Below are 12,324 nucleotides of genomic sequence, written 5' to 3' on the forward strand. Positions count from 1 at the left end.
GCTCCGTCCACGGAGGCCGCCAATGACGACAGGCGATACGCTGTTCGCGGGCTCGATCCCCGCGCTCTACGACCGCTTCATGGGCCCGATGCTGTTTCGGCCCTATGCCGCGGATCTGGCCCACCGCCTTGCCGACCTCAAGGGCGGCCGGCTGCTGGAGACCGCGGCCGGCACCGGCATCGTCACCGAGACCTTGGTCGCGGCGCTGCCGTCGGCGGTCGAGATCGTCGCCACCGACCTGAACCAGGCGATGGTCGACTTCGCGGCCACCAAGACCGGCATCATGCGCGCCCAGCTGCGGCGGGCCGATGCGCTGTCGCTGCCCTTCGACGACGGCAGCTTCGACGTCGTCGTCTGCCAGTTCGGCGTGATGTTCTTCCCCGACCGCGTCGCCGGCTATCGCGAGGCCAGGCGCGTGCTGAAGCCCGGCGGCCGCTTCCTGTTCAACGCCTGGGACAGCTTGGCGCACAATCCGCTGCCGGCGCTGCTGACCGAGACGCTGGCTACCCGCTTCGCCGCCGATCCGCCGCGCTTCTTCGAGCGTACGCCGCACGGCTACCACGATGTCGATCGGATCCGCGCCGATCTCGGTGCCGCGGGCTTCGCCCGTATCGCCATCGACACGGTCAGCCTGCCCAGCTGCGCCGACAGCGCGCGCGAGGCGGCGACCGGCTTCTGCCAGGGCTCGCCGCTGCGCGGCGAGATCGAGGCGCGCGCGCCGGACGGGCTGCAGGCCGCCACCGACGCGGTCGCCGACGCCCTGGCCGCGCGCTACGGCTCGGGTGCGATCGAGGCGCCGATGCGGGCGCATGTCGTCACCGCGCGGCCGTAGAGCCTTACTGCTGTCATTCCGAGCGTAGCGAGGAATCCAGTCGCTTCCCTGGATTCCTCGCTGCGCTCGGAATGACAAGAGGTCCCCATTACGCGAACCACTCGCTCTTCATCGTCAGCGTCGTGTCGTCGAGCCGGTTCAGCAATGCCGCGAGATAAGCCGAGCGCGGCACCTCGTAGGTGAAGAAGTAGCGGCAGGCGGCGAGCTTGCCGTCGCGGAAGGCGCGCTCCGCGTCGCCGGCGGCCGGCGGCAGGTCGTGCACGGCGCTGGCCTGCCACAGCCACATCCAGCCCATCACCAGCAGGCCGAACAGGTCGAGGAAGTGAAAGGCGTTGGCCAACGCCAGCGATGCCTGGCCCTTGCCCATCGCATCCAGCAGGGTGGCGCGCGTCGCCTCGACCGTCTCGACGAGAGCGGCGAGGTCGCGGGCCATCGGCTTGAGCTGATCGTGGGCGCTGGCGATGCCGATGGCGCGCGCAATCTCGGCCTTCACCGCGTTCCAGCCGGCGCCGCCCTTGATCGCCATCTTGCGGCCCAGCAGGTCGATGGCCTGGATGCCGTCGGTCCCCTCGTGGATCGGATTGAGGCGCTGGTCGCGATAATACTGCTCGACCGGATAGTCGCGGGTGTAGCCATAGCCGCCCAGGATCTGCACGGCGTGCTCGTTCGACTTCAGGCAGACCTCCGACAGCCAGCCCTTGACGATCGGGGTGAGCGTGTCGAGCAGCAGCTCGAGCCGCGCCTTCTCCGCCGCGTCAACTGCCATGGCGATGCGATCGACCAGCGAGGCGGCAAAGAGGCACAAATGCAGGCCGCCCTCGCTCACCCATTTCTGGTGCAGCAGCATGCGCCTGACGTCGGCGTGCTCGACGATCGGGATCATCGGCGAGGCCGGATCCTTGCTGTCGGGCGCACGGCCCTGCGGCCGGCCGCGCGCGTATTCAAGCGAGAACAGATACGCCGCATAGGCCAGCATCACCGCGCCCTGGCCGACGCCGATGCGCGCCTCGTTCATCATCTGGAACATGTATTCCAGGCCGCGATGCGGCTGGCCCAGCAGGTAGCCGACGGCGCCGCCCTTCTCGCCGAAATTCAGCACCGTGTTGGTCGTGCCGCGATAGCCCATCTTGTGGTTGAGCCCGGCCAGCCGCACGTCGTTGCGCTCGCCCGACGAGCCGTCGGGATTGACGACGCGCTTGGGCACGATGAACAGGGAAATGCCCCTCACGCCCGGCGGGCCGCCGGGGATCTTGGCCAGCACCATGTGCACGATGTTCTCGGAAAGCTCATGGTCGCCGCCGGAGATCCACATCTTGTTGCCGATCACGCGATAGCTGCCGTCGGGCTGCGGCTCGGCGCGGGTGCGGATGTCGGCCAGTGACGACCCCGCCTGCGGCTCGCTCAGGCACATCGTGCCGAAGAAGCGGCCGGCCAGCATCGGCGCCATGTAGAGCGCTTTCTGCTCCTGCGAGCCGAAGCTCTCGATCAGGTTGGCGGCGCCCACGGTGAGGAAGGGATAGCCGGCGCTGCCGATATTGGCCGACTGGAACATGGCGTTGCAGGCCTGCGCCACGGTCAGCGGCAATTGCATGCCGCCCAGCTCGTAGTCCTTGGTCGGCGCGAAGAAGCCGGCGTCGCGGAAGGCGGCCAGCGCCTCGGCGACCTCCGGGATCATGCTCACCACCTTGCCGTCGAAGACCGGCTCGTTCTTGTCGGCCTTGGCGTTGTGCGGCTGGAACTTCTCCAGCGCCAGGCGATGCGCCGTCTCGATCGCCGCCTCGAAGGTCTCGCGGCTGTGATCGGCGTAGCGCGCGTGCTTCGTGAAGCCGCCGACGTCGAGCAGTTCGTAGAGCACGAAGTCCAGGTCGCGGCGATTGATCAGCGGCGATGTCATCTCGATGTTCCACCTATGACGGGTCTGCATCCCGACGCCGTCGGCGCCGGCTGCCCCTGGTCAAAGACCCGCCGATCGCCAGTTCTCGGCGGGCGCGGCGGGATGTGACGCCAAGCCGGCGGCCTGCACGCCCATGATCGCGGCATACTCGTCGCGATCGGATGCGTCGCCGCTGATACCGATCGCGCCGATGGCGTGGCCCTGCGCGCCGATCGCCAGCACGCCGCCGGGCACCGGCACGAAGCGGCCGTCGGAGGCCGCCGCCAGCGCGCCCTGGAAAGCCGGTCGGTTGGCGAGCCGATCGCGCAGGGTACGACTGGAGATGCCCATGCCCAGGGCGCCCCACGCCTTGCCGAGCGCGATGTCGAAGCGCAGCACGCCGCTTCCATCCTCTCGCTTGTAGGCGACGAGCTGACCGCCGGAATCGAGCACGGCGACGGTGAGCGGCAGCAGGTCGGCGGCGCGCGCCGCGGCGAGCGCACCGGCAATCATCGCATCGGCCTGCACCAGGGTCAGGCTGGAGTGCACCGGAAACAGGGTATGGTCGCTCACGGTCTCGCGTCCTCCCTCGATCCATATCCCATCAGGTCGGCCGAGACGGCGCGTCGAGGCATGAGCGAACGTCGCACGGACCCGGCTTTGCCTCAACCCGCCGCAGGCCGCATTGGCCGCGCCGCTGATCAACGGCGATCGAGGCGCAGCTCGATGGACGGCTCAGTCAAGCCGGTTGCGAGGCAGAAGCGGTCGGCGCGGCCGATCTCGACGAAGCCCAGCTTGCCGAGCACGCGAGCCGATGCCGGGTTGCCGGCGAAATGGCCCGCGGTGATCGATGTGAAGCCCCCGACTGCGAAGCCGTAGTCGAGGATCGCACCCGTCGCCTCCGTGGCGAGGCCCCGTCCCCAAAGCGCCGGGGCCAAGTAGTAGCCGAGCTCCGCCACGTCGCCGTCGTCGGTGGGCGTGAGGCCGGCCATGCCCACCAACCGCGCCGAGGAGCGCAGCGCAAGCGCCCAGACCAGCTCGCGCGGCACGATCTCGTCGAGGAAGAAGCGCGCATCGGCCTCGCCGTAGGGATGTGGAATGCGCGCCAGCTGCCGCGCGACCCTGAGGTCGCCGACGATGTCGATGATCGCCGGAATGTCCCCGTCGCTGGGCTGGCGCAGCACGAGTCGCCCGGTCGTCAGCACGGGCCGTTCGCCGGCAAAACGCGTCGCGTCGACCATCCCTTCCCCATTTGCATGCCGCGACGCTATGCTGGCACGCAGCAAGGAGAGTTCATATGCCGCATGACGTGTTGGACGCGCTGAAGACATCCGAGGACGAGTTGGTCGCCCTGCGCCGCGACATCCACAGGCACCCCGAGACCGCCTTCGAGGAAGTGCGCACCGCCGACATCGTCGCCGCCAAGCTCACCGAATGGGGCATCCCGATCCATCGCGGGCTGGCGACCACCGGCGTGGTCGGCACGCTCAAGGGCGCGCGGCCGGGCCAGAAGACCATCGGCCTGCGCGCCGACATGGACGCGCTGCACCTGCAGGAGAAGAACGATTTCGACCACCGCTCGGTGATCGACGGCAAGATGCATGCCTGCGGCCATGACGGCCATACCGCCATGCTGCTGGGCGCCGCCAAGCACCTCGCCGCCGATCCGGATTTCGCCGGCACCGTGCACTTCATCTTCCAGCCGGCCGAGGAAGGCCTGGGCGGCGCGCGGGTGATGATCGAGGAAGGCCTGTTCGACCTGTTCCCCTGCGACGCGGTCTACGGCATGCACAACATGCCCGGCCTGAAGCTCGGCCACTTCGCGATCTGCCCCGGCCCGATGCTGGCCTCGAGCGACTCCTGGACGGTGACCTTCAAGGGCACCGGCGGTCATGGCGCCATGCCCGATCGCGGCACCGATCCGACGACGCCGGCGGCCAGCTTCATCCTCGCCATCCAGGGCATCATCGGCCGCAACGTGGCGGCGACGCAGACCGCGGTGCTGAGCGTCGGCCACATCGCCGCCGGCAGCTTCGGCTCGCCCAACGTGATTCCCTCGGACGTCATGGTGCGCGGCACGGCGCGCAGCTTCAGCGCCGCGACGCGCGACCTGCTGGAGCGCCGCATGGGCGAGATCGCGCGCTCGACCGCCGAGGCCTGGGGCTGCAGCGCGGAGTACCACTACCAGCGCCGCTACCCGCCGCTGGTCAATGCCGCCGAGCAGACCGCGATCGCCATGAAGGCGGCCGCGGCCACAGTCGGTGTCGAGCACGTCGACGGCAAGATGGCGCCGATGACCGGCGCCGAGGATTTCGCCTTCATGCTCGAGAAGAAGCCCGGCGCCTACATCGTCATCGGCAACGGCGGCGAGGCCGAGGGCGGCTGCCACCACGTGCACACGCCGATCTACGACTTCAACGACAAGGCCCTGCTCACCGGCTCGGCCTACTGGGTCAACCTGGTGCAGCAGGAGCTTGGCGAGGACGCCTGACATACCCTGTCATCCCGAGCGCCAGCGAGGGATCCAGGCCGTCACTGGATCCCTCGCTACGCTCGGGATGACACCGCAATCAGCGGCGGGCGCGGCGGGCGGTGCAGCGCGAAGGCGATCTGCGCCGTGCCGCCGAGCAGCCCGAGCATGACCGCGAGCTGCCAGGCGAGATCGTAGGAGCCCAGCGAGTCGAAGATCACGCCGCCGCCGAAGGCGCCGACGAAGCTGCCGACCTGATGGCCCATGAAGGCCAGGCCGGCGATCATCGCCTGCCAGCGCAGGCCGAACATCTCGGCCACCGCGCCGGATACCAGCGGGCCGACGCCGAGCCAGACGAAGCCCATCACCGCGGCGAAGACCAGCGTGCCCAGGGGCGTCGGCGGAAACATGAAATAGAGCGCCAGGGTCAGCGAGCGCACGACGTAGATGCCGCCGAGCAGCGCCAGCTTGTTCCAGCGCCCGCCAGCCCAGCCGAAGAACAGGCAGCCCAGCACGTTGAAGCCGCCGATCACGCCCAGCGCCTGGGCGTTGAGCATCGGGTCCATGCCGCACAGGGCGAGATAGGACGGCAAGTGCGTGGTGAGGAAGATCAGCTGCATGCCGCAGACGAAATAGGCCGTCGCCATCACCACGAAGGGTGCGCTGGAGAAGGCGGTGAGCGCCGCGCCCTTCATGCTGGCGCTGGCGATGTCGCCGCCGCTCGCCGGCGGCAGCGGCACGCGATCGACGCGGCCGGCGATCCATGCCGCCGGAATCATGATCAACGCCAGCGCGACGAAGGACGCCACGCCGATGCGCCAGCCGTGCTCGTCGGTCAGCACCTGCCCCAGCGGCGCGGAGATCAGCGCGCCCAGCGAGCCCGCGCCGCTGACGATGCCCAGCACCGTGCTGCGTGCCGCCGCCGAGACCGAGCGCGTCGCCACCGACAACGAGATCGCCGCGGCCGTGCAGGCCAGCGCCATGCCGATCAGCACACCGGCGCCGATCAGCACGCCGACGAAGCCCTGCGCCATCGCCATCAGGGCGAGGCCGGCGACATAGAGCACCGATCCAGCCACCATGATCGGCCGGAAACCCCAGCGCACGGTGAGCGCGCCGGCCAGCGGCTGCAGGAAGCCCCAGGCCAGGTTCTGCACGGCGATCGCCAGGGTGAACTGCGAGACCGTGATGGCGATGTCGCGCGTCAGCGGCTGCAGGAACAGGCCGAAGCTCTGGCGCAGGCCCATGCTCAGGGAGAGCATCACGGAAACGCCGATCAGGATGGGCAACGCGGCACGCATGGGACGCTCGCTTGAGAATTACACCGATCTGTGTAATTCCTGATCCCCGTAAGCCCTGCCGTCAATGCAGAATTACACAGGTCTGTGCACTATGCGGAAATCGCCAAAACTGCCTATGAAAGAGCGGATCCTCGAGACCGCCGACCGGCTGTTCTACAGCCAGGGCATCCGCGCCGTGGGTGTCGACACCATCGCCGCCGAGATCGGCATCAGCAAACGCACGCTCTACAACCACTTCCCGTCCAAGGACGCGCTGATCGTCGCGTATCTGGAGCGCCGCAACGTGCAGACGCCGCCGTCGGACCGCGAGCCGGCCGACCTGATCCTGCGCTCCTTCGACCGGCTGGAACGCAGTTTCGGCACGCGGGCGTTTCGCGGCTGTCCCTTCGTCAACGCGGTGGCCGAGCTCGGCGAGGGCGAGCACGAGGCCAAGGCGGTGGCGCTGGAGTTCAAGCTGGGCCGGCAGGCCTGGTTCCACGACCTGCTGGTGAAGCTCGGGCTGCCCGAGCCCGACCTGCTGGCGGCCCAGCTGGCGATCCTGGTCGACGGCGCCATCGCCACCAACCTGGTGCGCGGCGATCCCGCCATGGCGCGCGCCGCCAAGGCGGCTGCGATCACGTTACTCAGTCAGGCGGGCGTGGCGATCCCCGGCGAGCATGTTATGACAGTCGCCGGGGAATAACCGCACGCACCAGAGGAAACGCCAATGCTCGGCCTGATGCAGGACCGCCCGCTGCTGATCTCGCAGATCATCGACTTCGCCGGCCGCTACTATCCCGATGTCGAGATCGTCTCGCGTACCGTCGAGGGGCCGATCCATCGCTACGGCTATCGCGATGCGCTGATCAGGGCCAAGAAGCTGGCCGAGGCGCTCCAGGGGCTGGGCATCAAGCTCGGCGATCGCGTCGGCACGATCGCCTGGAACACCTTCCGCCACTTCGAGTGCTATTTCGGCATCTCCGGCATCGGCGCGGTGCTGCACACAATCAACCCGCGCCTTGCGCCCGACCACGTCGCCTACATCGCCAATCACGCCGAAGACCAGATCATCTTCGTCGACCTCAACCTGCTGCCGATCGTCGAGGGCGTGATCGATCACCTCAAGACGGTGAAGCATGTCGTGGTGATGACCGACCGCGCGCACATGCCGGCCTCGAGCAAGATCGCCAACCTGCTGTGCTACGAGGAGCTGATCGCCAACCAGCCGGGCACGCTCACCTGGCCGACGTTCGACGAGAAGACGGCCTCGTCGCTGTGCTACACGTCGGGCACGACAGGCAATCCCAAGGGCGTGCTCTACTCGCACCGCTCGACGCTCATTCACACGATGATGGCATCGAATGGCTCGGTGATCCCGATGGATCCCGACACCACGCTGCTGCCGGTGGTGCCGATGTTCCACGCCAATGCCTGGGGCCTGGTCTACGGCGCGCCGATCGCCGGCGCCAAGCTGGTGTTCCCCGGCGCCAAGCTCGACGGCGCCAGCGTCTACGAGTTGCTCGACAAGGAACAGGTGACGCTCAGCGCCGGCGTGCCGACGGTATGGCTCGCCCTGCTCGACTATTGCGCACAGAACAAGCTCAAGATGTCGTCGGTCAAGCGCACCCTGATCGGCGGCTCGGCGGTGCCGATCTCGATGATCTCCCGTTTCTGGTATGAGCACGGCGTCGAGGTCGTCCAGGGCTGGGGCATGACCGAGATGAGCCCGCTCGGCACGACGACGCGCTTCAATCGCGGCGAGCGCCAGCTGCCCGACGCCGAGCGCTTCGCCATCACCGCCAAGGCGGGCCGCCCGGTGTTCGGCTGCGAGATGAAGATCGTCGACGACGCCGGCAACGACCTGCCGCAGGACGGCAGCGTCTCGGGCAACATGGTGGTGCGCGGGCCGTGGATCGTGAAGGGCTACATGAAAGGCGACGGCCAGAGCCAGTTCGGCAAGGACGACTGGTTCGCCACCGGTGACGTCTGCAAGATCGAGAAGGACGGCTCGGTGGTGATCACCGACCGCTCCAAGGACGTCATCAAGTCGGGCGGCGAGTGGATCTCCTCGATCGACCTGGAGAACGCCGCCATGAGCTGCCCCGGCGTCGCCGAAGCCGCCGTGATCGGCGTGGCGCATCCCAAGTGGGACGAGCGGCCGCTGCTGATCGTGCATCCCAGGCCCGATGCGAAGGTCACCAAGGAGCAGATTCTCGCCTTCCTCCAGGGCAAGGTCGCCAAGTGGTGGCTGCCCGACGACGTGCAGTTCGTCGAGGCCATCCCGCACGGCGCCACCGGCAAGATCCTCAAGACCCGGCTGCGCGAGCAGTTCAAGGACTACAAGCTGCCGACGGCGTAGGCACCGTCTCCTCTGTCATCCCGAGCGTAGCGAGGGATCCTGGCGAAAGTGAAAGATCCCTCGCTGCGCTCGGGATGACACGCGTTCGGGGCCCCGTCTGCGACGGTTGCATGTCGGCGCCGCCTCCGTGACAATGCGATCGGGGAAGACGCCGAATAAGGTCGGGAGACCCGTGTGTGGCGGCTATCTAGAGACGTCGCGGCCGAGCCTAAACTGAACCGCGCGCCCCTGACCGCACCCGCCAGGGAACAGGCGCCGCCGGCCGCGAAGGTCGGCGGGATTCGCATTGCATCGCTCCTGGTTCTGTTCGGCGCCTGCCTGGTCCTGCCCGCGCTCGGAGGCACCGCCTACCTGCTCGAGCGCCGCTGGACCGACCGTCAGCAGGAGATCGAGCATCGGCTCGAGCAGGTGGCGGGTGCCCTCGCCGGGGAAGTCGACCGCAGTCTCAACCTCCTCGCCGCCACGCTCACCGTGCTGGCGAGTTCGCCGCAATTCGACGCCGAGCAATACAAGGAGCTGCATGAGGGAGCCGTGCGGTCGCTCAAGCCGTTGGGGCTCGATCTGCTTTACCGCGATGCCGGTGGCCAGATGCTGTTCAACACCCGCGTCGCCTGGGGCACCCCCCTGCCGCGCGTCGATGTGCCCGAGATCGACGCCGCGATACGCAACACGCTCGTGCCGTACATCTCCAACGTCTACGTCGGCGCCATGGCGCGTCAGCCCTTGGTTAGCATCACCGCGCCGGTGATCCGCGACGGCGAAGTGCGCGGCTTCCTGCACATGTCGATCGACACCGTCTGGCTGCAGCACATCCTGCGCGCCCAGGGCCTGCCGCCGCAGTGGAACACGGGCCTGTCGGACCGCAGGGGCATCATCATCGCGCGCCTGCTGCGCCACGACGACTTTGCCGGCAAACCCCTGCCGCCCGAGCTCGTCGCAGCCAGCCGCAGCCGCAGCCGCGACAAGGCCTTTCGCACCGTCAGCGTCGAGGGCGTCGAGATCTTTCGTGCCACCAAGGTGTCGCCGAACTCCGGCTGGCTGGCGTCGGCGAACGTGCCGGTCGCCGTCGCACGCGCCTCGCTCATCGCCGGGGTCTGGGAAATCCTCGGGCTGGCCGTCATCCTGCTGCTGCTCGTGCTGGTTCTCGCGCTGGCGCTGGGCCGCCTCGTCGCCCGCCCGATCCGCGAGATCGCCGCCATCGCGACGGTGATGGAAGACGAACGCATCCCGCCGGCGCTGCGCTCGTCGGTGCGCGAGGTCAACGAGGTCGCCGGCGCCCTGCAACTCTCCTCGCAGCGCCTGAGCGAGCGCACGCGGGCGCTGCGCCAGGCGCTCGATCGCTTCAACGTCGCGCTGCGCGGCGCCGACATCGTCGTTTTCGCCCAGGACCGCCAGCGCCGGCTGACCTGGATCAGCGAAAGCGCCACGCATCGCGGCCAGGAGCTGCTTGGCAGGCGCGACGAGGAGCTGCTGCCGGCCGGCTGGAGCGACGAGGCGATCGCGCTCAAGGAACGCGCGATGAAGACCGGCCACGCCCAGGAGGCCGAGCTGAAGATCGGCGTCGACGAGGAGGCGCGCTACTTCCGCCTGCGCATCGAGCCGGTGCGCGATCTGCACGGCGACACGGTCGGGCTGCTCGGCGTCTCCGCCGACATCACCTCGCTCAAGCAGTCGGAGCAACGCAACGCCTTCCTGGTGCGCGAGCTGGCGCACCGCTCGAAGAACCTGCTGAGCGTGGTGCAGGCGATCGCCACCGAGACGGTGCGCAGCGGCGAGGATCCGGCCGAGCTGGGCGAGCGCCTGGCGCAGCGCATCGCCTCGCTGGCGACCCTGCAGGATATCGCCGTCGCAGGTGCCCGCGGCGGCGTCGGGCTGCGGCCTCTGGTCGAGGCGCAGCTCAAGCCCTTCGTCGACACCTCGGGCGGTCGGGTGACGATCGAGGGGCCCGACCTGCGGGTCAAGCCCGAGGTCTCCAACATCCTCGGCATGGCGCTGCACGAGCTGGCAACCAATGCCGCCAAGTACGGCGCGCTGTCGGTGCCCGAGGGCCGCCTGTCGATCGCCTGGCGCCTCGAAGGAACCGACGGCGACGATCGGCATTTCCACTTCAGCTGGCGCGAGAGCGACGGCCCGCCCGTCACGCCGCCCACCCGGCGCGGCTTCGGACGCAAGCTCACGGGAAGGATCACCGCCGCCTCGCTGAAGGCCGATATCAATCTCGACTTCCCGCCCGAGGGCGTGACGTGGCTGGTCGACGCACCCGCCTCGGCCGTCCTCGATCCCGCCGGCCAGCCCGCCACGGGATCGGTCCAGCGCCCCGCCACCCTGTCCGTCTGAACCGGGAGCACGACGACATGCCCCTCGACGAGCCGCCATCATCCGGATCGGGACGCAGGATACTGATCGTCGAGGACGAGCCGCTGATCGCCTGGTCGCTGGCCGACATGGCAGAGGCTCTTGGCTACGACGTCATCGGACCGGTGGCCACCGAACGCGAGGCCGTCGACGAGGCCACGCGCCAACAGCCGGACGCGATCCTGATGGATCTGCGGCTGTCTGGAGGCGGCAGCGGCCTCGCCGCGGCGCGCGAGATCCGCACCGCTGCCCAGACGCCGATCATATTCTGCACCGCCTATGCCGGAGAGAAGGGCCTGCGCGATGAGATGATGGCCGTCGCCCGGTCGGCCCTGATCACCAAGCCCGTGCAGCGCAGCCAGCTGCAGCAGGCGCTCGCCGCCGCGCTGGACGGCTGATGGCGCCTGTCGACTTCACCTTCCTCGGCTGCGGCGACGCCTTCGGCAGCGGCGGACGATTCAACACCTGCTTCCATATCAGGGCGCCCAGTGCCACGTTCCTGATCGACTGCGGCGCCAGCTCGATGATCTCGATCCGCAAGCACGGCATCGATCCCAACGCCATCGATGCGATCCTGATCACCCACCTGCACGGCGATCATTTCGGCGGTCTGCCCTTCTTCATTCTCGACGCCCAGCTCGGCAGCCGGCGCACCCGTCCGCTGGTCATCGCCGGTCCGCCCGGCCTGCGCGATCGCCTGTTCCAGGCGATGGAGGTGTTCTTTCCCGGCTCCTCCGGCATCGCGCAGAAATTCGACCTCGACATCGTCGAGCTCACGCCCGATGAGCCGGCGACTCTCGGCGCGCTGACGGTGAGACCGCATCTCGTGCGCCATCCCTGCGGCGCGCCGCCGCTGGCGCTGCGCGTCGAGGTCGACGGCAAGTCGATGTGCTACACCGGCGACACCGAATGGGTGGACGCCATCGTCGCGGCGGCGAAGGGCGTCGATCTCTTCGTCTGCGAGGTCTATTTCGACGACAAGCCGGTGCGCTTCCACCTCAACTGGCAGACGGTGAAGCAACATCTGCCCGAGATCGGCGCCCGGCGCGTGGTGGTAACGCACATGAGTCCCGAGATGCTTTCGCGCGTCGGCTCGCTGGGCATCGAGGCGGCCGAGGACGGATTGCGCCTGTCGGTCTGAGGCGGTACGAGTCC

11 protein-coding genes are annotated in these 12,324 nt (G+C 68.6%); 7 read left to right on the top strand and 4 right to left on the bottom strand.

Annotation, left to right across the window (positions count from 1 at the left end; translation table 11 throughout):
• Nucleotides 1-22: 22 nt before the first annotated feature.
• On the top strand, nucleotides 23-832 hold the full coding sequence (locus KF889_12195) for a methyltransferase domain-containing protein (protein ID MBX3500198.1): 810 nt from the start codon (nucleotides 23-25) through the stop codon (nucleotides 830-832).
• An 88-nt stretch (nucleotides 833-920) separates the two neighbouring features.
• Here the strand turns inward: KF889_12195 and KF889_12200 are convergent, their stop codons facing one another.
• The 3 genes from KF889_12200 to KF889_12210 all read right to left on the bottom strand — a co-directional run bounded on the left by KF889_12200 (nucleotide 921) and on the right by KF889_12210 (nucleotide 3,946).
• Nucleotides 921-2,726, bottom strand: a complete 1,806-nt coding sequence (locus KF889_12200) for an acyl-CoA dehydrogenase (protein ID MBX3500199.1) — start codon at nucleotides 2,724-2,726, stop codon at nucleotides 921-923.
• A 60-nt stretch (nucleotides 2,727-2,786) separates the two neighbouring features.
• Nucleotides 2,787-3,278 carry a heme-binding protein gene (locus KF889_12205; protein ID MBX3500200.1) on the bottom strand — a complete coding sequence of 164 codons (492 nt, stop codon included), beginning with the start codon at nucleotides 3,276-3,278 and terminating at the stop codon, nucleotides 2,787-2,789.
• Nucleotides 3,279-3,406: 128 nt separating this feature from the next.
• Entirely contained in the window at nucleotides 3,407-3,946 is a 540-nt protein-coding gene (locus tag KF889_12210; protein ID MBX3500201.1) for a GNAT family N-acetyltransferase, read from the bottom strand.
• A gap of 56 nt (nucleotides 3,947-4,002) precedes the next feature.
• On the opposite strand from KF889_12210, the gene KF889_12215 reads away from it, so the two are divergent.
• Nucleotides 4,003-5,196: an amidohydrolase gene (locus tag KF889_12215; protein MBX3500202.1), complete on the top strand. Its 1,194-nt coding sequence runs from the start codon at nucleotides 4,003-4,005 to the stop codon at nucleotides 5,194-5,196.
• Between the two features lie 56 nt (nucleotides 5,197-5,252).
• On the opposite strand, the gene KF889_12220 is transcribed toward KF889_12215, so the two are convergent.
• A complete protein-coding gene (locus KF889_12220; protein ID MBX3500203.1) occupies nucleotides 5,253-6,476 on the bottom strand; it encodes an MFS transporter in 1,224 nt (407 codons plus the stop codon).
• Nucleotides 6,477-6,591: 115 nt separating this feature from the next.
• On the opposite strand from KF889_12220, the gene KF889_12225 reads away from it, so the two are divergent.
• The 5 genes from KF889_12225 to KF889_12245 all read left to right on the top strand — a co-directional run bounded on the left by KF889_12225 (nucleotide 6,592) and on the right by KF889_12245 (nucleotide 12,310).
• Nucleotides 6,592-7,158 (top strand): TetR/AcrR family transcriptional regulator, encoded by a 567-nt coding sequence (locus KF889_12225; protein MBX3500204.1) that lies wholly within the window; start codon nucleotides 6,592-6,594, stop codon nucleotides 7,156-7,158.
• A 24-nt stretch (nucleotides 7,159-7,182) separates the two neighbouring features.
• Complete coding sequence (locus KF889_12230; GenBank protein MBX3500205.1) at nucleotides 7,183-8,814, top strand: long-chain-fatty-acid--CoA ligase; 1,632 nt, start codon at nucleotides 7,183-7,185, stop codon at nucleotides 8,812-8,814.
• A 174-nt stretch (nucleotides 8,815-8,988) separates the two neighbouring features.
• Complete coding sequence (locus tag KF889_12235; protein ID MBX3500206.1) at nucleotides 8,989-11,151, top strand: PAS domain-containing protein; 2,163 nt, start codon at nucleotides 8,989-8,991, stop codon at nucleotides 11,149-11,151.
• Between the two features lie 17 nt (nucleotides 11,152-11,168).
• The gene (locus KF889_12240) at nucleotides 11,169-11,567 is read left to right on the top strand and encodes a response regulator (protein MBX3500207.1); all 399 of its coding nucleotides are present in this window, start codon (nucleotides 11,169-11,171) and stop codon (nucleotides 11,565-11,567) included.
• A complete protein-coding gene (locus KF889_12245) occupies nucleotides 11,567-12,310 on the top strand; it encodes an MBL fold metallo-hydrolase (protein MBX3500208.1) in 744 nt (247 codons plus the stop codon). Before KF889_12240 ends, KF889_12245 begins: the two co-directional genes overlap by 1 nt.
• Nucleotides 12,311-12,324: the final 14 nt, after the last annotated feature.

Source organism: Alphaproteobacteria bacterium, from assembly GCA_019635875.1.
In the GTDB taxonomy this organism is placed as follows: domain Bacteria; phylum Pseudomonadota; class Alphaproteobacteria; order Reyranellales; family Reyranellaceae; genus JAFAZJ01.

Coding starts and splice junctions, on each gene's coding strand:
- KF889_12195 (MBX3500198.1), top strand. CDS start 23: ATGACGACAGGCGATACGCTGTTCGCGGGCTCGATCCCCGCGCTCTAC.
- KF889_12200 (MBX3500199.1), bottom strand. CDS start 2,726: ATGACATCGCCGCTGATCAATCGCCGCGACCTGGACTTCGTGCTCTAC.
- KF889_12210 (MBX3500201.1), bottom strand. CDS start 3,946: ATGGTCGACGCGACGCGTTTTGCCGGCGAACGGCCCGTGCTGACGACC.
- KF889_12215 (MBX3500202.1), top strand. CDS start 4,003: ATGCCGCATGACGTGTTGGACGCGCTGAAGACATCCGAGGACGAGTTG.
- KF889_12220 (MBX3500203.1), bottom strand. CDS start 6,476: ATGCGTGCCGCGTTGCCCATCCTGATCGGCGTTTCCGTGATGCTCTCC.
- KF889_12225 (MBX3500204.1), top strand. CDS start 6,592: ATGAAAGAGCGGATCCTCGAGACCGCCGACCGGCTGTTCTACAGCCAG.
- KF889_12230 (MBX3500205.1), top strand. CDS start 7,183: ATGCTCGGCCTGATGCAGGACCGCCCGCTGCTGATCTCGCAGATCATC.
- KF889_12240 (MBX3500207.1), top strand. CDS start 11,169: ATGCCCCTCGACGAGCCGCCATCATCCGGATCGGGACGCAGGATACTG.
- KF889_12245 (MBX3500208.1), top strand. CDS start 11,567: ATGGCGCCTGTCGACTTCACCTTCCTCGGCTGCGGCGACGCCTTCGGC.